This window comes from Vibrio sp. RW, from assembly GCF_027587105.1.
GTDB lineage: Bacteria > Pseudomonadota > Gammaproteobacteria > Enterobacterales > Vibrionaceae > Vibrio > Vibrio toranzoniae.
Window position 1 is genome coordinate 162,902 of sequence record NZ_JAPPTM010000003.1, and the last position, 23,628, is coordinate 186,529.

At 43.7% G+C, this 23,628-nt stretch carries 24 protein-coding genes; 10 read left to right on the plus strand and 14 right to left on the minus strand.

Going from position 1 to position 23,628, the window contains the following annotated elements:
• Positions 1–99: 99 nt before the first annotated feature.
• Entirely contained in the window at positions 100–438 is a 339-nt protein-coding gene (locus OCT63_RS03710; RefSeq protein WP_161685365.1) for a DUF1840 domain-containing protein, read from the minus strand.
• Between the two features lie 313 nt (positions 439–751).
• On the opposite strand from OCT63_RS03710, the gene OCT63_RS03715 reads away from it, so the two are divergent.
• Positions 752–1,942, plus strand: coding sequence for a GGDEF domain-containing protein (locus OCT63_RS03715; protein WP_161685577.1), 1,191 nt, complete (start codon positions 752–754; stop codon positions 1,940–1,942).
• Between the two features lie 36 nt (positions 1,943–1,978).
• On the opposite strand, the gene OCT63_RS03720 is transcribed toward OCT63_RS03715, so the two are convergent.
• Positions 1,979–2,260 carry a hypothetical protein gene (locus OCT63_RS03720; protein ID WP_060469053.1) on the minus strand — a complete coding sequence of 94 codons (282 nt, stop codon included), beginning with the start codon at positions 2,258–2,260 and terminating at the stop codon, positions 1,979–1,981.
• Positions 2,261–2,418: 158 nt separating this feature from the next.
• Here OCT63_RS03720 and OCT63_RS03725 point away from each other — a divergent pair, with 158 nt between their 5' ends.
• Positions 2,419–3,285 carry a pirin family protein gene (locus tag OCT63_RS03725; RefSeq protein WP_269983228.1) on the plus strand — a complete coding sequence of 289 codons (867 nt, stop codon included), beginning with the start codon at positions 2,419–2,421 and terminating at the stop codon, positions 3,283–3,285.
• Positions 3,286–3,473: 188 nt separating this feature from the next.
• On the opposite strand, the gene ppnP is transcribed toward OCT63_RS03725, so the two are convergent.
• Positions 3,474–3,755: a pyrimidine/purine nucleoside phosphorylase gene (ppnP, locus tag OCT63_RS03730; RefSeq protein WP_017632387.1), complete on the minus strand. Its 282-nt coding sequence runs from the start codon at positions 3,753–3,755 to the stop codon at positions 3,474–3,476.
• Between the two features lie 306 nt (positions 3,756–4,061).
• On the opposite strand from ppnP, the gene OCT63_RS03735 reads away from it, so the two are divergent.
• Positions 4,062–4,526 carry a DUF2850 domain-containing protein gene (locus OCT63_RS03735; RefSeq protein WP_161685371.1) on the plus strand — a complete coding sequence of 155 codons (465 nt, stop codon included), beginning with the start codon at positions 4,062–4,064 and terminating at the stop codon, positions 4,524–4,526.
• Positions 4,527–4,894: 368 nt separating this feature from the next.
• Positions 4,895–7,435: a glycosyl hydrolase family 18 protein gene (locus tag OCT63_RS03740; protein ID WP_161685374.1), complete on the plus strand. Its 2,541-nt coding sequence runs from the start codon at positions 4,895–4,897 to the stop codon at positions 7,433–7,435.
• A 124-nt stretch (positions 7,436–7,559) separates the two neighbouring features.
• Here OCT63_RS03740 and OCT63_RS03745 read toward each other — a convergent pair whose 3' ends face one another.
• Complete coding sequence (locus tag OCT63_RS03745) at positions 7,560–8,408, minus strand: alpha/beta fold hydrolase (protein ID WP_060469057.1); 849 nt, start codon at positions 8,406–8,408, stop codon at positions 7,560–7,562.
• A gap of 235 nt (positions 8,409–8,643) precedes the next feature.
• Positions 8,644–9,237, minus strand: a complete 594-nt coding sequence (locus OCT63_RS03750) for a TetR/AcrR family transcriptional regulator (RefSeq protein WP_161685378.1) — start codon at positions 9,235–9,237, stop codon at positions 8,644–8,646.
• Positions 9,238–9,398: 161 nt separating this feature from the next.
• Between OCT63_RS03750 and OCT63_RS03755 the strand changes: the two genes are divergently transcribed.
• Positions 9,399–10,355, plus strand: coding sequence for an AEC family transporter (locus tag OCT63_RS03755; protein WP_269983229.1), 957 nt, complete (start codon positions 9,399–9,401; stop codon positions 10,353–10,355).
• 122 nt (positions 10,356–10,477) lie between these two features.
• On the plus strand, positions 10,478–11,518 hold the full coding sequence (locus OCT63_RS03760; protein ID WP_269983230.1) for an acyltransferase: 1,041 nt from the start codon (positions 10,478–10,480) through the stop codon (positions 11,516–11,518).
• 155 nt (positions 11,519–11,673) lie between these two features.
• Here OCT63_RS03760 and OCT63_RS03765 read toward each other — a convergent pair whose 3' ends face one another.
• The 3 genes from OCT63_RS03765 to OCT63_RS03775 all read right to left on the minus strand — a co-directional run bounded on the left by OCT63_RS03765 (position 11,674) and on the right by OCT63_RS03775 (position 13,875).
• Positions 11,674–12,060 carry an MAPEG family protein gene (locus OCT63_RS03765; protein ID WP_060469061.1) on the minus strand — a complete coding sequence of 129 codons (387 nt, stop codon included), beginning with the start codon at positions 12,058–12,060 and terminating at the stop codon, positions 11,674–11,676.
• Between the two features lie 610 nt (positions 12,061–12,670).
• Complete coding sequence (locus OCT63_RS03770) at positions 12,671–13,138, minus strand: YjiG family protein (protein ID WP_017057609.1); 468 nt, start codon at positions 13,136–13,138, stop codon at positions 12,671–12,673.
• On the minus strand, positions 13,138–13,875 hold the full coding sequence (locus OCT63_RS03775; RefSeq protein ID WP_060469062.1) for a nucleoside recognition domain-containing protein: 738 nt from the start codon (positions 13,873–13,875) through the stop codon (positions 13,138–13,140). Before OCT63_RS03775 ends, OCT63_RS03770 begins: the two co-directional genes overlap by 1 nt.
• Before the next feature lie 392 nt (positions 13,876–14,267).
• On the opposite strand from OCT63_RS03775, the gene nhaD reads away from it, so the two are divergent.
• Positions 14,268–15,707 carry a sodium:proton antiporter NhaD gene (gene nhaD, locus OCT63_RS03780; RefSeq protein ID WP_060469063.1) on the plus strand — a complete coding sequence of 480 codons (1,440 nt, stop codon included), beginning with the start codon at positions 14,268–14,270 and terminating at the stop codon, positions 15,705–15,707.
• Here nhaD and OCT63_RS03785 read toward each other — a convergent pair.
• From OCT63_RS03785 to OCT63_RS03795, 3 genes are all read right to left on the minus strand, one after another.
• Positions 15,704–16,090: a hypothetical protein gene (locus OCT63_RS03785; RefSeq protein ID WP_060469064.1), complete on the minus strand. Its 387-nt coding sequence runs from the start codon at positions 16,088–16,090 to the stop codon at positions 15,704–15,706. The genes nhaD and OCT63_RS03785 overlap by 4 nt on opposite strands.
• A gap of 160 nt (positions 16,091–16,250) precedes the next feature.
• Positions 16,251–16,733, minus strand: a complete 483-nt coding sequence (locus OCT63_RS03790; RefSeq protein WP_060469065.1) for a methylated-DNA--[protein]-cysteine S-methyltransferase — start codon at positions 16,731–16,733, stop codon at positions 16,251–16,253.
• 25 nt (positions 16,734–16,758) lie between these two features.
• Positions 16,759–18,135, minus strand: a complete 1,377-nt coding sequence (locus tag OCT63_RS03795) for an AlkA N-terminal domain-containing protein (protein ID WP_269983231.1) — start codon at positions 18,133–18,135, stop codon at positions 16,759–16,761.
• Between the two features lie 232 nt (positions 18,136–18,367).
• On the opposite strand from OCT63_RS03795, the gene OCT63_RS03800 reads away from it, so the two are divergent.
• Positions 18,368–18,571, plus strand: a complete 204-nt coding sequence (locus OCT63_RS03800) for a hypothetical protein (protein ID WP_017057615.1) — start codon at positions 18,368–18,370, stop codon at positions 18,569–18,571.
• A gap of 192 nt (positions 18,572–18,763) precedes the next feature.
• Here OCT63_RS03800 and OCT63_RS03805 read toward each other — a convergent pair whose 3' ends face one another.
• On the minus strand, positions 18,764–19,654 hold the full coding sequence (locus tag OCT63_RS03805; protein WP_029405267.1) for a LysR family transcriptional regulator: 891 nt from the start codon (positions 19,652–19,654) through the stop codon (positions 18,764–18,766).
• 154 nt (positions 19,655–19,808) lie between these two features.
• Here OCT63_RS03805 and OCT63_RS03810 point away from each other — a divergent pair, with 154 nt between their 5' ends.
• Positions 19,809–20,162 carry a DUF413 domain-containing protein gene (locus tag OCT63_RS03810; protein ID WP_161671940.1) on the plus strand — a complete coding sequence of 118 codons (354 nt, stop codon included), beginning with the start codon at positions 19,809–19,811 and terminating at the stop codon, positions 20,160–20,162.
• Positions 20,163–20,742: 580 nt separating this feature from the next.
• Positions 20,743–21,543: a glucosamine-6-phosphate deaminase gene (gene nagB / locus OCT63_RS03815; RefSeq protein ID WP_060469069.1), complete on the plus strand. Its 801-nt coding sequence runs from the start codon at positions 20,743–20,745 to the stop codon at positions 21,541–21,543.
• A gap of 284 nt (positions 21,544–21,827) precedes the next feature.
• On the opposite strand, the gene OCT63_RS03820 is transcribed toward nagB, so the two are convergent.
• The gene (locus OCT63_RS03820; RefSeq protein WP_333482691.1) at positions 21,828–22,364 is read right to left on the minus strand and encodes an MltR family transcriptional regulator; all 537 of its coding nucleotides are present in this window, start codon (positions 22,362–22,364) and stop codon (positions 21,828–21,830) included.
• Positions 22,365–22,414: 50 nt separating this feature from the next.
• Positions 22,415–23,563: a mannitol-1-phosphate 5-dehydrogenase gene (locus OCT63_RS03825; RefSeq protein ID WP_161752632.1), complete on the minus strand. Its 1,149-nt coding sequence runs from the start codon at positions 23,561–23,563 to the stop codon at positions 22,415–22,417.
• Positions 23,564–23,628 lie beyond the last annotated feature (65 nt).

Consider the following 23,628-nt stretch of genomic DNA (forward strand, 5'->3'; position numbering starts at 1 on the left):
TTTCATTAGTCAACTACGTTCACTTGTGCATCGTTCACTTATGTATTAGGAGTGAAAGCTTTAGAGTGATAAACGAACCTTTACTTACGTCAAGCAACCTTAAAGTTGCTTGCCACTACCGTCTTCCCATATCACTTCACACTCTTCTTTGATTGCTGCTGTTAATAGTTCAATCAGTGGGAAAGCTCTACTACTTATGTTGACAGGGACTTCGGCACTATTGTCTTCGTTCTCGTGATCGGTATCGTCTTGCTCTACAGGTTGGTTTTGCTCAACTTCAATCGCCTTACGTAAGTTGTTCAACGCTTGAGGTACTTCTTCGGCATCAATAGCACCAGGAACCGTTCCGCTATGCCCAAGCATCTTAATAAAATGAAGTGCAACATCACCAAACATAGTGACGCTAGCATGAGCTTTACAATTAAAGGTAATTAACATAATTAGTCTCTTTGAGTTTTATTGTATACAAACTATGTTGAGTAAATCTTTAGAAAGCAAGCACATAATGATGAAATAGATTCCATGATTAGACGCTCCAATGTAACTTTACCACTATCCCGTCACATTCAGTGATGCACATCACTGTATAAATCTCACTCAGCTACCTTTAACCTAGAACCTTGATAGTAGTCACACTAAATAGATGACAAAGGTTCCGCGTAGGTTGTTATTTAATCTAGTATTAATGCCATTATCAAATTTTAGTGGCACAAATCACATGAACAGGCTAGTGGGCAGACACATAGAAGAAATGGCGGATATACGATCCACTCGCAAACAAAAAATTGTCTACTCCTTCTCGCTCATTGCCGCAGCTTTGTTCATTTTTTACACTTGGGCTTATCTTCAAGGACAGCATTACACCTTATTAACTTTCGAACTGTGCTTTGCTTTTATCGCAATATCAAATGCAATTTATGTTAGAAAAGCCATTACCCCCCACTATTCTGAATTAATATTAAGTTGTGTACTATTAGTACAAGGCATTATTCTGTTCTTACACAGCCACGCTATCCCAGACCGAATACTCTGGCTATACCCTATTTTGGCCGCCGTGATTTTCATCAATGATTTCAGAATTGGCGTCATCTTCAGCACCTCATTTTGTGTCTTTATCAGCATCCTAATTACGGCGCTACCTAGCAATTTTTCTTTACCGTTCAACAGTATCCATCGCTTTATTCTCAGCTTATTGATGATGAGCTTGGTATGCCATACGTCAGCTTATTACTACACAAAAGCGGTAAGTTATATTCAGCGCCTGTATAAAGAAGGCATTGAAGACTTAGCCTACCGAGACCAACTCACAGGGTTAGCGAACCGTTGGAGCTTCGAAAGGTGGGCAACTGAAAAGCTTGCGACCGTTGATAGTGAGCGATCACTTACTGCATTGGTTTTTTTAGATATTGATGACTTTAAAAATATTAACGATAGTTATGGGCACGATGTTGGCGACAGTGTCTTACAGCATTTTGCCAATCGCTTAAGCAATAATATTCGAACCAGAGATCGAAAACGTCATGAATACGATTATTCAATTGCACGTTTTGCTGGGGACGAGTTTGTTCTGATGCTCTACGATATTCCCAACCGCAAAGATTTAGACGGTATTTTAAATAGGATTTGTGGATTATTCGAAAGCGGATGCCAAACTAACGAGAGGATCAAAGAGCTGACACTCAGCGTTGGCGTATCACTTTACCCGCAGGATGCTAAAGAGTTGCATGAGTTAACAAGATGCGCCGATAAAGCCATGTATGTTGCGAAACATTCAGGAAAAAACCGATACGCTTATTATCACGACAACCCGACATCGACCTTAATAGAAGAGTTACCGACGAACCTAACCAGCTCAGAACCTGATTCCTCTGAACTTGAAGATTGTCTTGAAGCGAAGGTTGAAGGGAACAATGTTACGCAATTAAAAACTCGTCAACGCTAGCTAGCCCTGTAAGTTAGCCGCTATATAAATACCTTTTTAGCCCGCCATATACATCAGCCAAAGGCTGACTAACCCGATGATGATAATCCATACCACTTGTCGTGCTCGGTTTGGGTTATTGCCTTTAGGTCTTACTACCGTTTTAAGAACAGTTTGTTTAGCCGACTGAATAAACGGAGCTTCAATCTCACGCTTTTTCACGCGACGTTTAACCGCGCTGTTCGCAACTTCTGTAAAACGCTGACTTTGCTCTGTTGTAAAGTCGTTATCAAAGCCCACCCGACCATTCTTTTCGCCATGTTTTTGCTGTACTGCCATAGCGGCCTCCTTGGCGGTCTATTCTACATTCAATTATAGACATAATTTTATATTGTTACCTGTTCAATATTTTCGAATAAGTCACTCAACGCTGTGCCATCTTCTTTTTCAATCAAATTACCTAAACTACAGTTATTCAGTTTATGAGGGTTTCAAAAATGACGAGTGTAAGAGCAGTCGATCATGTGATCTCAGCACATGCCACTTCCGATGGTGATGGAGTCAAAATCCAAAGACTCGCTGGTTTTAACAACGCGAGCTTTTCTCCATTTTTGATGATTGATGAACTTAAATCAGATGAAAGCAAAGACTATATTGGCGGCTTTCCTCCTCACCCTCACCGTGGGATAGAAACGCTCACCTACATGCTCAAAGGTCACTTTCAACACAAAGACCATATGGGAAACATTGGAGAACTTCGCAGTGGTGGCGCACAGTGGATGGCCGCGGGCCGTGGTGTGATTCACAGCGAAATGCCGATAATGGAAGAAGGCGCACTGCATGGTTTTCAAATTTGGATAAACCAACCTTCAACACACAAAATGCAGCCAGCGCAATATCATGATTTCCAAAGTGGAAGTATTACAGAGTATCTAAATGAACAAAGCGGTTTGTTACGAGTAATAGCCGGTGGGTTTGAGTTACATAACCAAGCTGACTCAGAAATTTTGCGAGCACAAGGTCCACTACAAAAGACAGGTGTGCCATTAAGTGTTGCGGATTGGCGAGCGAATTCAGGGCAAAAAGTGACGTTAGGGACTTTAGTTGCTCATAATGCCATGACTTATGTGTACCGAGGCACGATTCAGATCGGCGACAAAGTCATCAACCAAGGTCAACTGGCCCTGTTAACAAAAGCTGAATTGTTGTCTTTAGAAAGCCTGGAAGATTCAGATGTGCTGATTTTTTCTGGTCAACCGATTAATGAACCGGTTGTGCATTATGGTCCATTTGTCATGAACTCGATGGCAGAGATTGAACAGACTATTCAGGATTACAACAACGGAGTATTTGAAACTTATTAGTGCTCTGGTTTTAAGCATTAAACGTTGACGAAAGTATTGAAGAGATTTTGTAACGAACAACGATTTGGTCATCCATTTGATGACTGTAAAAACAAGTGACACTATCCACTGCCGGTTACTATCACTTATTTAACCACGCTCTTGGAGCGTGGTTTTTTCTTATAAGTCAAAGACTAACTCGAATGATATTACAAGTACTCACACAGGTAAGCGGTCGCTTCTTTTACTTGTAGATCGAAAGAAGAATCGCCTACAACGTCAAAAGATTCACCAGATTGATATGTTGTCCAGTCATCATCGCCAACACGCTTTACAATCAAAGCACCTTTAACAACAGTCATCTTTTCAGGAGCCGCAGTACCGAACGTATATTCACCAGCCGCCATCACACCAACACTCACATCAGCACCAGATTGGTTAAACGCTAACGACTTAACGCCACCTTCAAAGTATGTGTTTTCTTTAATCATTGTACTTCCTTGTTATCTCAAAATTGCAATTATTGGGCTCAACGAATAAGCCTATGCGTAAATCTAGGTGATCATTGTTTTAACCAATTCGAGACTGTCCTACAAGAAATAAATACGCATAGCTTAGTCATTTCTGGAATTCGATTTTATTGGTAGCATAAATACTGAAGTAAAGATTAAAAACCGCCAGCGCAACCAAATTTGTTGGAACATTCGATCCTGCTTCTAACTCTTACAACAATTTTTGCAAACTAAGGTTTTAGTAAATAGAATCTAAAACAATATCCGTGGAAAAATGAAGAGATAATGGCAAAAAAGCCGACTAAAAGCAGAGATCTACTTGCCAACTTGTTACTCTACAGCTTCCTATTCGCTGGCTTTATGATTGCCCTCAGCGCTGGTTATTTTGCTTACCAAACCCACCAACAATCTGTCAGCCCAAGTAATGTCTATGGCACATGGATAGAGATTGCTGCTCCACCTTACAATACCGATATCCTTACGCTTTCTGATAAGGGTGTAATGATGAACCATCGCCTCATCAGTACTGCATTTGATTTTGATGGTCAGATTGTCACCATCAACACTGGTTCTGGAAAAACAGTTTACACCATCAGTGGCACTTACGATTCGCCTCGTTTAAAGCGATTGGTTCCTAGCACCCCTTCTCAGCAGTTCATTAAAGAAGGCTATGAAGATACTGCAATCGGTGATACTCATAGTATAATGCAACAACGACGTGCTTCATTAGCTGAACAATTCAAAAGATAACCCTACGCAAGATCTCCCTCCGGCCAGCCTTTTTACCAACACCCTTAGCTTTGTGATACCGCTTCAATTCACGGTGTTTTCTTATAGTTTGTAACACATTTTTATAACTTCATGTCGTGTAATTTCACTTATGAGATCTTCTTAATGAACATGGTTTTATTTTATAAAACATGGACTCAGCCTCTCACTCACTAAGCAACAGATTTGTAACAACGTACAATTTTTTAGTTGTCCATCGAAAATAGATTTATTTTCAGTTCTGAAATTAAAACTCTCTCGAATACTGACAGGGAAGCTCCTTCAAAACTGACTGGAGCCGTTTATGGGGCCATTTGGTTCCGTAACCTTCAAGGAATGAGAGAAAAAGTATGATTCGTATAAATACCTGTGCTGCGAGCATTGCTCTAGCGCTATCTGGTACAGCATTAGCTGCTCCAACAGCACCTAGCATCGACATGTACGGTTCCAACAACCTGCAGTTTTCTAAAATTGAACTCGCGATGGAAACCACATCAGGCTACAACCAGATGGTTAAATATCACGACAAAGCGAAGGTCGACGTTAAATTCAACCAATGGAGCGGAACATCAGGAAACACTTACAACATCTACTTTGATGGCGTTAAAGTTGCGACAGGCCCAATCACTGGCAGCCAAACCACAGCTTCATTCGAATACGGTCAGGGGGGCTTATTCGAGATGGAAATAGAAGCGTGTGATGAAACAGGCTGTAGCAAGAGTGCACCCGCTCAGATCACAATCGCCGATACCGATGGCGCGCACTTAGCGCCACTTGCGATGAATGTGGATCCAAACAACAAGTCATACAACACCGATCCCAACACAGTAGTAGGTACTTACTTTGTGGAGTGGGGAATTTATGGTCGTGACTACACAATAGACAACCTGCCCGCAGACAACTTAACCCATATCCTTTATGGCTTCATCCCAATTTGTGGCCCTAACGAATCAGTAAAATCGGTAGGCGGAAACAGCTACAACGCACTCATGACAGCCTGCCAGGGCGTTAACGATTACGAAGTGGTGATTCATGACCCTTGGGCAGCTTTCCAAAAAAGTTTCCCTCAAGCAGGTCACGAATACAGCTCCCCTATCAAGGGTAACTACGCGATGATGATGGCGCTAAAGCAGCGCAATCCAGATTTAAAAATCATTCCATCAATTGGCGGTTGGACACTGTCTGACCCATTCTTTGATTTCACAACTAAGGCAAACCGTGACACCTTCGTAGCGTCTGTTAAGAAATTCCTTAACACATGGAAATTCTACGACGGTGTGGATATCGACTGGGAATTCCCTGGTGGAGGCGGCGCGGCGCCCGAACTTGGTGACCCTGTGAACGATGGCCCAGCTTACATTGCCCTGATGGCAGAGCTACGCGTGATGCTAGATGAGCTAGAAGCTGAAAACGGTCGTACTTACGAACTCACTTCGGCGATTGGCGTCGGTCACGATAAGATTGAAGATGTGGACTACGGCGATGCTATCCAATACATGGATTACATCTTCGCTATGACTTACGACTTCTACGGCGGTTGGAACAACGTGTTGGGTCACCAAACGGCGTTGAACTGCGGTAACTTCATGCGCCCAGGTCAATGTGATGGCTCAGGGCTTGATGAAAATGGCGAACCATACACAGGCCCAGCTTACACCACTGACAACGGCATCCAGCTGCTTCTTGAGCAAGGTGTCCCAGCCAACAAACTCGTGGTGGGGACTGCAATGTACGGTCGTGGTTGGGAAGGCGTATTACCATCATCACTTTCCGATCCTAGCGACCCGATGACAGGGGTTGGTAACGGCAAACTGAAAGGCAGCTCTGCACAAGGCGTCTGGGAAGATGGTGTTATCGACTACAAAGGCATTAAAGCGAACATGCTTGGTGCGAACAACCAAGGCATCAATGGCTTCGAATACGGCTACGACGAAATGGCAGAAGCGCCTTACGTTTGGAATCGCACTTCAGGTCAGTTGATCACATTTGATGATGACCGCTCGGTAAAAGCAAAAGGCGCGTACGTTCGTAGCCTTGGTCTTGCGGGTTTATTCTCTTGGGAAATTGATGCGGATAACGGCGACATCCTGAACGCAATGCATGAAGGTCTTGCGGGCGGTACAACAGATCCTGTAAACCGCAAACCAACGGCAGCCGCTGGTGCAGACCAATCGGTTGAAGGCCCAGCTTCTGTTTCTCTAGATGGCAGCGCTTCAAAAGACAGCGACGGTACGATTGCGAGCTACGTTTGGTCACAAGTGAGCGGAACCGCAGTAACACTGGCTAATGGCAATGCCGCAGTTGCAAGCTTCGATGTTGTTGAAGTTACTCAACAAGAGACGCTAACATTCAACCTAACCGTAACAGACAACGAAGGCGCAACGTCAACAGACACGGTTGTTGTAACGGTAAACCCTAAAGACACAGGCCCAGTCAACACCGCTCCGGTAGCAGTGGTTACAGCTCCGTCTGAAGTCAATGCGGGTGATGTGGTAGTGGTAGATGCGTCAGCGTCTAGCGATGCAGACCAAGATACATTGGCCTTCACGTGGGATGTACCAGCAGGTATCAACGCAACAGTACAAGGCGCTTTGGTAAGCTTTGTCGCGGCTGAATACACGCAAGATACGACGCTGAACTTCTCTGTAACGGTGAGTGATGGTACAGATACATCGGTAGCGGCTACTTCAGTAAAAGTTCTTAAGAAAACGACAGGCGGCGGTACGTGTACTAACGCTTGGGATTCAAGTGCGGTCTACACTGGCGGCGACCAAGTGACTCAAGGCGGTAAGGTTTGGGAAGCAAAATGGTGGACGACAGGTGAAGATCCAACCACAGCAGGTCAATGGGGCGTGTGGAAAGAGATCGGCCCAGCTAGCTGTGCCAACTAAAAAATAGAATTTAGTTCAACATCAGTTGAACACCTAACAGCAAAGGCCAACCAGAGAATATCTGGTTGGCCTTTTTATGATTTGTTTTCTTAGTTGGCGCTCTGCTTACTCACGCTCGTTAAGCTTAGCCAATCAAGTTATCAAAGCTCTCGAATACTTGTGGGCATTTCATCACTCGACCGTGCCCTTGGCCTTGAGTCGCAATCAAGGTAATACAATCCATTTCATTAGCCGCACGCTGAGACACATCAAACTTCGAAAACTTGTCTTTCTCATCATGTACAATGATCGTCTGAGATTGACGAAGTGCTAGCTTCCCATAAGGGTCGACTGACTGAAGTGGATAGTTAAACTGCTCTTCCACTTCTCCCACGACTGCCTCAAACAGCTTCATTGAGTAACCAGAACGAGCCACACTCTCAAATAAGTTTTCTAGATAATTCAACACAGGTGCAATCAACAACAACGGCTGGTTTTCTAATTTCACGTGCCTGCATTCCAACGCAGAAGCAGTGCCCATACTGTGACCGACCAAACCTGCTACCTCACCCACCGAATCGAGAATAGTTTCAAGACCGTTCACAAACGCAGGAATATGACCATGAACACCATCGCTGCCACCATGAGCAGGATGATCATAAGCCAACGCCGTAAAACCTTTAGCGGCGATATGCTCCATCAGAGGAAAGAACTGACTCGCCGTGCCAGACCAACCGTGGGTAAGTACCCAAACTGGACCAGTGCCCAAAGAGTAGGTTTTTAAAACGCCATCTCGACCTTTGATTTCACTTTTGATGAGCCCTTGCGGATCGGCGTTTTTTTGCTCGGTACGCATTGGTGTGAGCAGCAGTTTACGCGCTGTTTTCTTCGCATGGTTTGGCGCAAGAATATAATGCAGGTTGGTTGTTGCACCAATCAGGCTGCGCTTGAAGCTGAATTTATTCGATGTATTAAAATAGATTTTGTCACTCATGACCGTTCCTTGTATCGCCATATCATTGGCGTATCGAGCTCGGCCCTAAAAATCGAACGACCGTGCTATTTGTTGATATAAAAAATGGGGCAAAGCTATGTTTAGCTGCTTGCCGCCACTTCTCTTAAAATTGTTAGACCTTACATCAGCAAAGTTCACATGCTTTGCAAACTCTATGTTTTGCGAACTAAGTGTTTTGCAAGCTACGTGGTTTACGAACTAAGTGACTTACGAGTTAAACCGCTTTCCAGCTGGCGACTAAGCGTTCTACACCACTCCAAAAATGCGTGTGGCTCGCTTGCTGTCCTCGTAAGGAGTAAAACAAGTTCGCACTCAAATAGAGCCCATATAACTCAAAAGTGGCTTGTTTCGGATCTAGGTCACCTCTGAACTGCTTGCTCTCAACCGCTTTGGCTACTTGAATCGTCAAGTAATCAATCCACACTGAAATGGTTTTCTGCAACGTCTTCTGAATCACAGAGGTTTCGCTGCCCGCATCTTTCCATGCATCAATAAACATGCAGCTACCTTGAAACGAATGATTCCAACCCAGCCAATTGTCGAGCAACTGCTTTAGTTTCGCTTCAATATCGCCATCCCCCAACTCTCGCGCCGAAATGATGACTTTTTCAGTGAATATGGCGTTGGAATATTCGAGTACAGAGAGCTGCAGGTTCTCTTTAGAGTTGAAGTGCGCGAACAAGCCACTCTTAGACATGCCACACTGCTTGGCTAATTCACCAATCGTTAAACTCTCAAGTCCATTTTCACTCGCAAGTGCGAATGCATGGCTCAAAATATACTCTTTGGTTATCTTTCCTTTGCTCATTATTCACCAACAATAAATCTGATACGTTATTTTTAGCACGTTCGTTCTTTTTTTCAAGATTTTTTACTTAACCCTTGGTATTCATTTTGTCTTATCAAAGAACTGTGGAAAAATGCGACAGTATTCAAAGGAAATTGAAATCGACTAACAAAGGAAAAAGAATGAACACACTTTGGGAACAGTTTGCGTTTTCAGCGTCGGTAACAGGCCCTATCTGTTTAATGCTGTTTCTTGGTGTGATGCTCAAACGAATTGGCTTAATCAATGACAACTTCATTGATGTCGCATCCAAGGTGGTGTTTCAAGTCACTCTACCCGCGATGTTATTTCTCAGCATTGTTCAGTCTAACCACGATTTTGCCGCAAGTGGAAAGCTCGTCATCTTTGGCTTGTTAGCCAACCTAGCCTTCTTCGTTTTCACCACTGTCAGCACTAAAATTACCTTTGAAAAGCCTCAAGACCAAGGTGTGATAGTACAAGGTGGCTTTCGTGCCAACACTGCTATTATCGGGCTTGCTTATGTTGCCAATATATACGGCAACGATGGTGTCGCACTCGCTGCTCTTTATGTCGCATCGCTGACAGTTCTCTATAATATTCAGGCGGTCATTGCGCTCACTCCGAAAGGTCAAGAGTCGGGTGACAAAGCCATTCAAGTGATTGTAAAAACACTCACCAAAAACCCTTTGATTATCTCGATCGCCTTAGGTGTATTGTTCTACTTACTGTCGATTCCTGTACCGAAAATGGTTAGTGATGCAGGGCAATATTTCGCTAACATGACGTTACCATTAGCCCTTTTGTGCACGGGAGGGTCGCTTGATATCCGCTCTCTGAAAAAAGATAAGGGCCCGACTTGGTTCTCGACCGGATACAAACTGGTTTTGGCTCCGTTACTGATCACGCTAGCTGCCCTGTTCTTTGGTTTTAGAGGATTAGATCTTGGCCTTATCTTCTTGATGAGCGCCGCACCGACAGCTGCGGCGAGCTATGTTATGGCACGTGCGATGGGCGGGAATTCAACATTGGCAGCCAACATTATCGCACTCACCACCGTCGTTTCACTTATCACTTGCACGCTTGGCATTTTCGTACTTACTGCAATGGATTTAATATAGCTGCGACAGGCTTCAAATAATCAATACAAGCCTTAAAATAAAGGTCGCAACCCTTGATTTAGCGCTAACTGGTTCCATAAAAAGGCTGTTAGATTCTACGAAAATTTTCTTAGAGATCTGATATGTCTTCCGTTCAACATACGCCTTCACAACGCATCGCCAGTATTGAGTTGGGTCGAGTGATTGCTATCTTGGCGATCATTGGCTTACACGGCCAAATGGCACTTACTTATTGGCAAATCGATGAAGTGCCTTGGATTGGCTATGTGCTTAACCAAACCGCTCGCTTCGCTGTGCCTCTGTTCTTCCTTATTTCAGGTTATCTGATTCAACCTAAGCTCACTGCATCACCTTGGACAACCGTGGTCAACTACTCTAAACCACTACTCAAGGTTTGGTTGGTTTGGAGCATCATTTGTCTAGTCATGCCATTCAACCTCGCGAAGGTGGAAGAGTTCGGTTACTTAGGCGAACGCCAAGGCTATTGGGGCTTTTTAATGAACACCCCGCTCAACTCTTTCTTAGAGGGTGGATTGGTGCACTTATGGTTTATTCCTGCTCTGGTTTGTGCCATTTTGATCATCGCTCTAATAGTCGAAATGAAACTCGACAAACTGTTATTACCAACGGCTATTGTACTTTACGTCTATGGTGTTTTAGCGGGCAGCTACGCGAGCTTGACCGAACTCAGCGCACCTTTCTTTACTCGTAACGGCCCGTTCTTTAGCACGTTAATGGTGACCTTAGGCTTCCTCATTCGTCAGAATCAATGGAAGGTGTCATCAACTAAAGCGTTGGTATTATTAGCGTTAGGCATGTTCATTCACTTTGCTGAGGCGGTATGGCTAACCACATTCGACGTCGGATTCAACATGAATGATTTCTTGTTTGGTACAGCGCTATGGGGAATGGGCATGTTTATGTGGCTTTTGGCTAATCCAAACATCGGCGACTATGCGTGGGTTCGCGCGATCTCAAACCGTATGCTGGGTATCTATGTAAGCCATCTACTGATCATTATCTTACTGTTCAATGTTTGTGGAATATTAGGTATCACGGGGTTAGCCAAAGATAGCCTCGTATTCTTCGGTACCTTTATGCTTAGTTTTATGCTGGTCGTTGGTATCGAACAAACACCACTAAAACGATGGCTATTACGTTAATGCTTGTTTTCACGTCAATTCAAATGGCAGCTTCGAGGCTGAGGTTAAGCTAAAGCAAATCATTATCTAAGCTAAGATAGGCACCAAGACGTTCAGTATCAAGCCTGCGAGGACAATCGCCCAAGCAGGAGGAAGGCGCAATGCCATAATGCTCCCTAGAACATTTTATCAAAAGGTAGGTAAACTAAGTTTAGGACAATCAAAGAAATCATGCAGATAAGCGTTAGCACCATCCCCACTTTTCGACCTTTCAAGTTCTTCGTCAAAATCCCTTTTGCATGAATCACTCGCCCTAATAAAAACGCGACGCCAAGCACATGAATAAACCATACACTGGCACCATTCATCTCTAGGAAGCCCATCAAGATTACCGTAATTGGAATGTAATCCATTGCGTTACTTTGTGCTGAACGTACTACCTGCAACGACTCAACACCGCCATCAGCATGAGCGATAAGATTAATACGCCTTTGCTTAATAACTTCGATCGCCAGCCATATCATTAATACTGTTAGCAAAGCTGCGTAAAGTGCTGTAATCATCATCTATCCCTATAAATTGGAGTTTATTAGGCGTGTTTTACCCATAGATTCACTGCTGAGGTAAACACGTCGTGGTATTTATGCCCTAACACCTGTGAGAGATATCTTACATAGAAGTAAGATATCACAACTAAGCTTCGCAGAAGTTTCCTAAAAAACAACCCCAACTCCTTGTTTTGTATGAGTCGACGCATATTTCTTTCAGTTAACGTCTTCATTTACTTCTTCAACTCAATTGCGAACAAAGCCTCAAGAGTGTTTAATGTACGTGTCGACAGGGAGTTGGCAGGAACAGGAAAAAGCCTAACGGATTAGGTATCTTCAGGATGAAGATTTGATGACTTAGGATGAGTTATCAGCAAGGAAGTTATACTCTAGGATAGAGTCACTTGTCGGGATGATGAGTTAGCAAGGACACCGCTAGGAAGGCGATGAATTGGATAGGTTAAAGGATTTAACCAGATCAAGGAACGATGCAGGGAGCATTGGTTACCTATTGAAAGATAAGTAACGCGCAGTAGCAGGATGGCTACAAAAAGAATAGACCCCGTTTGGTGAAAGCCAAACGGGGTTTCCTTTTTGTTACGTCTAAAAAGATTTAGAAATCACGTTACAAAATAATGTTCATCAAGAACATTGCACCAAAAGCATTCAATACCGAAATCGCGATCATCACTGGAATGTAACGACCTTCAGTACCAATTGGTCCCATGATACGGCCCATGTACTGCACCTGAGAGCCCATCAAGTAGATAGCAGGCGCCAAAATAGCGATATGGTTGCCGTTCAAGATACCTTGGTCAAACAGCGTGATAACCACACCAACAGCGCCGCCCATCGACATCCACGCGCCAATCAGTACCGCTGCCGCTTCGCCAGGTAAACCAAATACCGCCATGATAGGCGCAAACACAGTGCCCATCAGATCCAGTGCACCTGTGATCTGTAATGCCTTGATGATGACGAATGCCATTAGAACATTCGGTACCGTAGAAGTAGTGGCAATTACCCAGCCTTTCTTAGCGCCTTCAACGAAAATATCAGTAACCATTGGTTTCTTTGCTTTAACTTCGCTCATTATGCTACTTCCTCTTCCAGTTTTTGTTCTTTGTCTGATTTTGGTTTGTCTTCTTTGCCTTCAGTAATGTTGAGATAAATTCGGAATAGGTTCGCACCAACAAACTTAAAGATAAATATCACGACAACAGCTAAACCAATTGATGAAGTGACAGCAAGAGAGCCGTCCATTGCCGTCAACGTGAACAGCACTGCACCTGAAGAGAAAAAGTTAACGATCGCCGCACCCGCCGTAAACTGGAACATGGTGAACACATCGGTTTCACGCTTAGTCAGATGCCCTTCGTCTTTCAGCTGCCTCGTCATCGCAGCACCAGCATCGGTACTTTGCAGCGAAGCGATCAGTGCCAAGCCTGAGTTGCCCGGAATTCCCATCAGAGGGCGAAGCAGAGGTGTCAATAGTTTGCGAGCCGCATCCAGTGCACCATAGTGCTCAAGTACGTTGATCATACCCAGTGCAAACATCACGGTCGGAATAAGTGTCAAAGCAAAAATAAAACCGTCACGAGCACCATTTCCGCCTTTGCCTCGCAGTGACGTCGTTGCCGCTTGAATACCATCAGCCGATTCACTCACATCGTAAGCGACCTTACCGAATGAACCGTTGAGCGTTGTAAAATCGAACACCCCATACCATTCATTTGACTGCATGAATCCAGAAAAGAACACAATCGCAAAAGCGAGTGCGATGTAACTACCAACCGTAGTTGGACGATGGTTTTGTGTTGGATTAGTCATAGGAACCTCTATATGCCTTCGTTTATGTGGAACAAAACACATATAGATAGTGCAAGTTAATAATCCGACGATTAATGACTAAAATCAAATAGCATATAAATTCACACCAAACACCAATAACAAAACATAAAACTGTGATTTAAATTTAAAGCCAGACTCAAAAACCAAAATAAATTAATAATTCAACATAAAAAACCAATATAAAAAACCAATATAAAACCGCACCAATAACCTAGCTGTACATAAATAACGAAGCCCTATCGATAGATTAGCTAAGGCAATCTTTTAATCATAATCTATTGAATTATTAAGATATCTATCACACCCCACGAACTTATTTAGGTCTACGCTTTTACGCGTGTTAATAACTCATTAACTTCGGAGCGTAATCCATGCTAGGTATCCAGCTTTCAGTTGTTCTCTCTTTTTTGTTTTTTTCTACTGTGGCAGGCGCTGCTACTGCTCAGTTAGGAGAACCTCTCAAGCTCACCAGCTCATTTGTTGGTTACCTATCCCTGACCATTTTCGTTGTCGCCTACATAGTTGTGATGATGGAAGAGTATTTAAAACTGCGGAAATCGAAACCCGTTTTACTTGCTGCAGGTCTCATCTGGATCATCATTGGCTTCACCTACCAAGAACACAACCTCACCGAGGTGGCTAAACAAGCACTCGAACATAACTTACTCGAATACGCCGAATTACTGCTTTTCCTGTTGGTCGCGATGACGTACATCAGCGCAATGGAAGAAAGAAGGCTGTTTGATGCACTTCAGGCATGGATGGTAGGTAAAGGCTTTAACTTCCGCTCTCTATTTTGGTTAACCGGTATTCTGGCCTTCTTTATCTCCCCGATTGCCGACAACCTTACCACCGCTTTATTAATGTGTGCCGTCGTTCTAAAGGTTGCAGGATCAAATCCAAAATTCGTTAACCTTGCCTGTGTGAATATCGTAATAGCAGCCAATGCTGGCGGCGCATTCAGTCCGTTTGGGGATATTACAACGCTGATGGTATGGCAGGCAGGCTACGTGAGTTTTAGCGAGTTTGTTCCCCTATTTATTCCTTCAGTCATGAACTATGTTGTTCCAGCCTTGATCATGTCTTACTTTGTTCCGACATCTCAGCCCGATACCGTGCACCAACATATCGAGTTAAAACGTGGAGCAAGAAGGATCGTATTTTTGTTCATCATGACGATTGCCACAGCTGTCGCTTTCCACGCCGTGATTCACTTTCCTCCTGTCATGGGTATGATGATGGGCCTCGCCTATCTTCAGTTCTTTGGTTATTACTTGCGTAAAACCTTACCCAACTCACTCGCCCAGAAAAAAGCGATGGCGATTGCCAACAACGACGAAGGCGCACTCAAGCGATTAGGCTCAGTCGTACCATTTGATGTATTTAGAAGAGTATCTCATGCCGAGTGGGACACATTATTGTTCTTCTACGGCGTCGTAATGTGTGTCGGTGGTTTAAGTCTGCTTGGTTATTTGGAACTTGCTTCTGGAGTAATGTACAGCCAATGGGATCCAATTTGGGCCAATATCATGGTGGGGATCTTGTCCGCGATTGTCGACAACATTCCGGTTATGTTTGCGGTATTATCAATGGAGCCTCAAATGTCGATAGGTAACTGGTTATTGATTACCTTAACGGCAGGAGTTGGCGGTAGTTTATTGTCGATTGGTAGCGCGGCGGGCGTGGCATTGATGGGGGCGGCACACGGAAAATATACCTTCTTTGGTCATTTGAAGTGGATGCCAGTGATCATGATTGGCTACGTGGTCAGTATTGCTGCTCATTTGTGGTTGAATGGTGGCCTTTTCTAATTCAATGAACCTTTCTTCGGCTTCTCAACTCGTGTCCAGACATTGCTTAACTGCATTGCTGGGCACATATTGCAGGTAAGTACTTCACCTTGATGCTGAACTCGCATCACCAAGTCTGAATCAGTTCGGCTGCTTCCGGAGTTTAATTCAATGATGATCAAATCATCGTCGACGCTATAACTGCGGGTAACCGTATTATCCGTGGTTTGATAGGTCACTTTCCCCGACTCAAAAAGCAGATAGCTGCCGCTGTCAGCATTTTCATACATACCTGTGAACAAAACCAACTGTGGTACTTCGAAAGGGCGAGTGGTATCCGTTAAGCAACCTGTCAGTAATAACACGCTACTGCAGCTGAACATAAGTGATTGATAGCGATTCATTTGGGCATCCTTGCCTAAAACACATGATAAAAGGATATGCAACCAAACAAGCATTTTCCAGAAGACGACGATTTTATTGCGAAGTTACACTTAAATAACCCTTGTTCTGCTGCTTTGATTGACAGGGTTTCGTCAACAAAAATCCCTATAGAAGAATTCTCTAATCTTCTTCCCTTCCTTCAATCACCAACAAGCGCTGTTTGCGTTCCACACCGCCCGCATAACCTGTCAGCTTACCATTTTTGCCAATCACTCGATGACACGGCACAATCACTGACACTGGATTTTTGCCATTCGCCAAACCAACCGCACGCACCGCTTTTGGGTTACCAATCGCGTCAGCCAATTGGGCATAACTCCATGTTTCTCCATAAGGGATTGTCGTGAGAGCTTGCCAAACCGATTGCTGGAACGGAGTTCCCTTCGCGGCAATCGGCACATCAAACTGAATGACCTCACCAGCAAAATAGCGATTAAGTTGCTCAGCAACCAATTCGAAGATCGGAAAGCTATCATCTTGAATGCCCAACTGATCTGGCTTTGTGGTATGGATTTCAAACCAAGCGCCAAGCAAACCTTGCTCATTAGCCTGCAAAGTAATGATGCCTAACGGGCTCTCATAATAAGTAAAACGATTAGCCATGATATCTCCTAGCTTAGTATTCCGATTAAGATTGATTCCAACAATGGAATGTGGCGTAACTGCCCCATGGCGACACGCTTTGTGCATTAATGGCAGGACGATTCTCGATGAATTTCCTGACCACCAAATCGCCGACTAGCAAATGGTTTGGTTCACTTAAGCCTCGAAGCAACGCATATTGAATCGTCCAAGGTCCAATGCCTTTTAGGTCAATCCACTTCGAAGGATGCTCGGCTTCGTTGTCGACCATGTACTCGGCAAAACGCTTTAGTGTTTCTTTGCGACTTCCCGGCATTCTTAAGAAGCTCACATCTGCCTCAGCGATCTGCTTTGGTGTCGGAAAGTAAGTTTTCTCATCTTCACCAGAAAGCTCTCTTACCAACAGGTTAAGCTGACCAATCGCCGCAATGACCGACACTTGCTGCCCTAGAATAGCCCTAACTCCGGCTTCCCAAGCACTCCATACCCCAGGGATACGAATGCCACTTTTAGCGACTAAGTTAGAATCGATAGTTGTAAAGAAGGCTTCGACCTTTGCTATGTCGACATCTAAGTCAAACATACGTCGAATGTTAGCGATCAAGCTTCTTAATTGGCTTATATCGTCCAAATCAAATTCAATACCTAATCGGCTCTCTGTCACTAACGTGGCCTTGAACCAGCCCCTCGAACCGTTCACATCCAACGTGCGCTGGTAATAGTCCTCGCCCACTTCTTCTAAGCCTTCAATCATTCGTCGTCGATAAAAAGCCAACAAATGATTCCAGTCCAGCGGGCCGTGAAAACTTAACTGGATATGATTACTTAGGCTGTTATTTGGCTTGGCTCTTCGGATTTGACTTGGCGAAAGCTTCAGCTCTTTAAGAAAGGCATCATTGAAGCGGCGCGTGCTATTAAAACCACTCGCAAAGCCGACATCGGTAATGCTCATGCTGCTGGTATGCAGTAACTGCTTGGCAAACATCAATTGGCTATAAAGGCTATATTGCTTCGGTGACACCCCGATGTAATTGTCAAATAAGGTTCGTAGATAACGATCTGAAATACCCAATCGAGTAGCAAGGTCGACAATCGAGCCTGAATTCAGTGCACCGTTATCAATTAATTGCATAGCTCGCAGAAAGGTCGTCTCAACCCCTTTCCATGCTGGAGAGAAAGGCGCGCTGTCTGGGCGACAACGTAAGCAAGGGCGATACCCCGCCTTCAAAGCCTGAGCTTGATGAGAAAAGTATTCGACATTTTCTTCTTTGGGTGGGCTTGCAGGGCAAATAGGTCGACAAAAAATACCCGTGGTTTTCACCGCAGTAAAAAACATCCCATCAAAACGAGCGTCTCGTGCATAACGAGCTAAATGGCATTGCTCACTCGTTAATGTACTGTTGTGATGAATAGTTTTCGACATGTCGTATTTCCCTGTTAATCATAACCTTCATTCTGATAACTAAAAGTTTACCGTTAACTTACATTGTCGCTAGCCATTTTCGGAAGCTAAGGTCAGATAAATCACAAAAAAAGTTTTAATTTTATTCAATTAGACTAAATTTAACCTAGAGAAGGTATTCTTCTCACAACGTCAACGATAAGTACTTAGCACGCCAAGATGCAGAGGCTTATCGAATAAAAGGAAAAAGGCTATGGTTCTGCACACGTGTCGTATTGTTTTATCAAACCAACAAGTTCTCACCAGTCAATCAGTTGAACAATCTCTCAGCTTTCTTGAAGATAAAGCGAGCAACGGGATTTCTAAGATTGAAATAGACGCAACCGATGGAAATCAGATTCATTCATATCTGTCCCACTCTCTTGAAGAGTCCATTGAGAACTTAATGAACCTGTAGCTCCTGGAAAGAAAGCATAGCAATTTTAAAACATGATGCTTTTGAAAACTTGGCACCGTAATAACTAGGTGCCTTGGAATAGGTTACAGATACCAGGCTTAAACTGGTTTAAAAACAAAAATGGCTCTCAAGAGAGCCATTTTTTATAGAATAAGCTTTTTATTTCATCAATATAGTGACAAGTAAATACTACTATTCAGGTGCTTGTTCAGCGGCTTGTTGCAACGTATATGCAGTCGATGGGTCAATCTCATTAACCAATTTCTCAACCTGCATGATCGCGTCAACCGAAGTGCTACTTTTACGGTAACTCAGATAAATTGGGCGATACCAGTCTTCAACCCCTTTCACCTTGTGCAGCTGGCCAGAATCGATAAAAGGCTCAACTAGAGATACTGGCAAATATGCACTGCCGCCTTTCTCTAAAATGAAATCCAGGGCTATACGGGCTGTCGAGGTACGTAGATACGGTGCCGGCACTTTAGGGTGACGCTCTGCGTGTTCAGAACCAAAACGCGTTCCCCAGTCGACATAAACGTATTTATGTTGAAATACAGATTCCAGATCATCCTGTTGCGTTGATACCAGCACCAAGACCAGATCAGCGACTTTTTTACAGTTCAGCTCTTCTGCTTTGATCTGATCGAAAGCGAAAGCCATATCTAAGGTTCGCTCTAGCAAATTACGGTTCAGTTGCTCTCGCCCCATCACCTCTGCCATGAAGCCGTAACCACCAAAAGAATCAGTCACCACGCTCAAACAGTTTTGCAAATACGCATCCCAAATATTAGGTGTGCCGCCGAGTGTTAGCTGTAAGGCTTTTCCACTCTCTAACGACAGCTCAAATTTAGCTTGTTGTAAGGTAGACACCATCACTTCAGCATAACCAATCAAACGTTCACCGGAAGAGGTAAGCTTGATATTGTTGCGGTCACGAATAAAGAGCTGAGTATCAAAATAGCCTTCTAGTTGTTTAATTCTCGCACTCACTGCGGCTTGCGTTAAATACAAGTTTTCTGCTGCACGCCCAAAATGGCGTACTCTTGCAACCTCAAGAAAGGTTCTAAATACTTTCACATCCATCAAATGCATCTCTGTAATAAATCTGCTAACTAGCCGATCTAGAATTGTTTATCGTAAAGGCAAAAACATTTTGTTTCCCATTGTAGCCTTTTAACAATATGTTCGCGTGAACAATAAACACTAATATCTATCTAACCACATTACTGAGGCTGATATGTCTGAGACCGAATTCCGACACGGAAAAAAACGTTTTTATGACACCACTAAATTCCCACGAGGTTTCGCTAAATCAGGTAATTTTACTCTTTCAGAAGAGGAAGTCCTGACCTTATTTGGTGACACAATGCTAGCACTTGAGACTGGTGAGTTAACGCCAACCAATGCTGAAGAAAAACATTTCTTAAAAGTGTTGTCTCACCCTCATAAGGCTAAGTCAAAGTTAGAGCGTGTTTGGTTGAAATACATTCAACTGGCTCGTGGACGCCGTCGCTTTCATACCCTAAACGGCTGCAAACGTGGCGAAGTGCCTAAAGAAGAATACGAAAGTGAGTTAGTGTTAGAAGATTAGTAAAAACGCTCAAGGTGATACCTCATCACTTTGGGCTTTTTTTACCTTCTATTTTTAACTTCAAACACGATTTTCTTCGTAGTTGGTCAGTTTAGCTAACCTGCTTGGTTTTGCCAATATTTATAGATAATTCATAGTGATAGCGTGATTAAGCATCTATTCCCAGCCATTCAGACGGGTATCTAACCCAGCAGAATTCTTCTAACCTCGTTTAATAACTTCCTTTTATCACGATAGTGGCACATTGCCATCATTATTTTTCACGTCTCAACTATACTCTCAAAGCTTGTGAGCACGCAGAAGCTCTTTAATGCGGCAAAGCTTATAAATCCGCAAAAACGCACTGACCCTTTCAGGCACTGAATCAAATCAACATTCCTGTATATGACAAGCGTATTAATCTTGTTTAACGCCACCAAATATCCATACAGTAATTGTGTAATTTTGAGCGTTCTAGTCACAGATACGAGGAAAAAAGTAAAAACTTGACCTAAAACAATAGCAGAACTTGATAACTTATTTTATAATGCGAATTAATGTTTCAGAACACTGTAAAATTTAATTTCTAGGGGCAAAATCAATGAGACTTATTCCATTAAGCAACAAAGCTAAAGTAGGTAAATGGGCTGCTCGTCATATCGCAGATTCTATCAACAAGTTCGCTCCAACTGCTGAGCGTCCATTTGTACTAGGTCTTCCTACTGGTAGCACACCTCTAACTACTTACGCTGAGTTAATTGAACTTTACAAAGCTGGCGAAGTGAGCTTCAAGCACGTTGTAACATTCAACATGGATGAGTACGTTGGTATTGACCCAAACCACTCTGAGTCTTACCGCACATTCATGCATGAGAACTTCTTCAACCACGTTGATATCCAAGCAGAAAACATCAATCTGCTAGACGGTCAAGCTGAAGACATCGATGCTCACTGTGCAGCATACGAAGAGAAAATCCGTTCATACGGCAAAATCAACCTGTTCATGGGCGGCGTAGGCATTGACGGTCACATCGCATTCAACGAACCTGGTTCTTCTCTATCTTCACGCACTCGTATCAAGACGTTAACTGAAGACACTCGTATCGCAAACTCTCGTTTCTTCGATGGCGACATCAACCAAGTGCCTAAATACGCACTAACTATCGGTGTTGCTACTCTTCTAGACGCTGAAGAAGTAATGATCCTTTCTCTAGGCCACAACAAAGCACAAGCGCTTCAAATGGCTATCGAAGGTTCTGTAAACCACATGTGGACGGTTACCGCTCTACAGATGCACCGTAAAGCGATCATCGTTGCTGATGAGCCTGCTCAACAAGAGCTAAAAGTTAAGACTCTACGCTACTTCCGAGAGCTAGAAGCAGAAAACATCCAAGACCTATAATCTGAAGGTTTTGTTGAGCAAAAAAGCCACTGTATGTGGCTTTTTTTGTGCCTGAAATTCACGGATGTAAAACCGAGCAACCAAAAGATTATGATTAAGAAATAGAGATGATAGTCGAAGGGGCTGATAGATAAAAAGGTTGGATAAAAGGCAGAAATAAAGACTAAAGCGCCTATAAAAAAGCGACGCCTCTAACAAGAGAAATCGCAATAACTGTAAATTCTAGGATGGGTAAAACAAGTTGTAGAGAGCCGAATTGTAAAGAAAGCGCTTAATAACGCAAACTAAGAACTCAAAGCGTTATCACGGCACAAGGTGTTGATGATGTCTGTGATAGCCAAAACGATCGTCGACTTCACTTTCTGATGGTGCCTGCCCAAGAACATTTGAAGCATAGGGCCAGACATGGTTTCCACCATCTTCGCGTCATATTCGATAGGCATAATACGCTGAATCGCGTGCACCTTGTTGAGTTCAAATATCACATCAACTTCTGTGAAGCTGGTGTCTTCACCTTGTATTTTAGCCCACTCTTTCAAGGTTACGAAAACCTCTAAATCGTCATAAAGCTCTTTGCTGATCACACCAAGCCCTAATAGAAGCTTGCCGCGAATCATAATCTCGCCTAAAGGCCCGCCACTATTGAGAAGGGGCTCGACAACGAATTTGATCGCTGTATCGTCTTTCTTGAAAATGTTTTTTAATACCGCATCTACCGTGTCATCCAATGCATCATAAGCTGCCATTAGGCAGGCGCCAGCGCTCTCAGCTTCTGATAGGGCTTCGAGTAATTCAGTTTCGTGGCTAGGATGTATTGGCATAACGGCTCGGTAATAAGAAAGTGCCACAGGTGTGGCACTTTGATGGTTGATCATTTCAATGCTAGATAAGCTTGTTCCGCTAGTTTAACAACTTCTGAGTCACTATTCAGCTCAGAATAATGCGCTAATGTCTCAGCAAAACCTTTTTCTGCGAACATTGCCTGAAGTTCAACCGCTTGTGGGTCGTCTTCATTCTTGTAATGGAACGCAGCTGCGATCGCTTTTACTAGGTGCGCATTAGGAAGGCCGTATTCTAGCGTACCGTTCAATGGTTTGACTAGACGATCTTGTGGGCTCAGCTTACGAATTGGTTGACGGCCAACACGGTCTACTTCATCACGCAGGAACGGGTTCGCAAAACGACCAAGAATTTTTTGGATGTATGCCGCGTGCGCTTTTGGATCGAAGCCGTAACGCTTGATCAGAACGGCACCGCTCTCTTCCATCGTTGCTGTTACTTCAGCGCGGATTTTGCCGTCTTCGATAGAGTCTTTGATAGTCTCGTGGCCCGCAAGCACACCAAGGTATGCCGTTACCAAGTGACCTGTGTTTAGCGTGAACAGTTTACGCTCAACGAAAGCCATTAGGTTATCCGTGCATTCCATTCCTGGGATGTTTGGAATCTCACCTTTAAATTGTGTTTGGTCTACGATCCACTCGCTGAACGTTTCAACCGTCACTGCTAGAGGGTCTGTTTCGCCCGCTTCTGCCGGTGGAACAATACGGTCAACCGCTGAATCAACAAAGCCAATGTGCTGTTCAGTGAAGGCTTTCATTTCATCAGAAAGGTGCTCTAGAACCGCTGCTTTTAGTTGGCTAGTACCGCGAACCATGTTCTCTGCCGCGATGATGTTCATTGGCGCAGTGTTGTTTGCTGCTGCACGCTTTTCAATGCCTTGAGCGATAGACTTAGAGATGATTTTAAGAACCGTAGGACCTACTGCAGTCGTCACAATGTCAGACTCAGCAATGCAATCTACCACTGCGCTTGTTGCTGAGTTTACTGCTGTTACGTTCTTAACAACTTCAACAACACACTCTTCGCCAACAATCTTAACTGGGTATTCTTGGCGTTCAATTAACGCATTTACAACCGTTTCATTTACGTCAGCAAACGTAACCTTCATACCAGCGTCAGAAAGAAGCTTACCAATGAAACCACGACCGATATTACCTGCACCAAAATGTAACGCTTTCATAATTTTGACCTTATAAATATTTGAATCTAGATAGCTAACTGCTCAACAACATGCCTTGACGATGT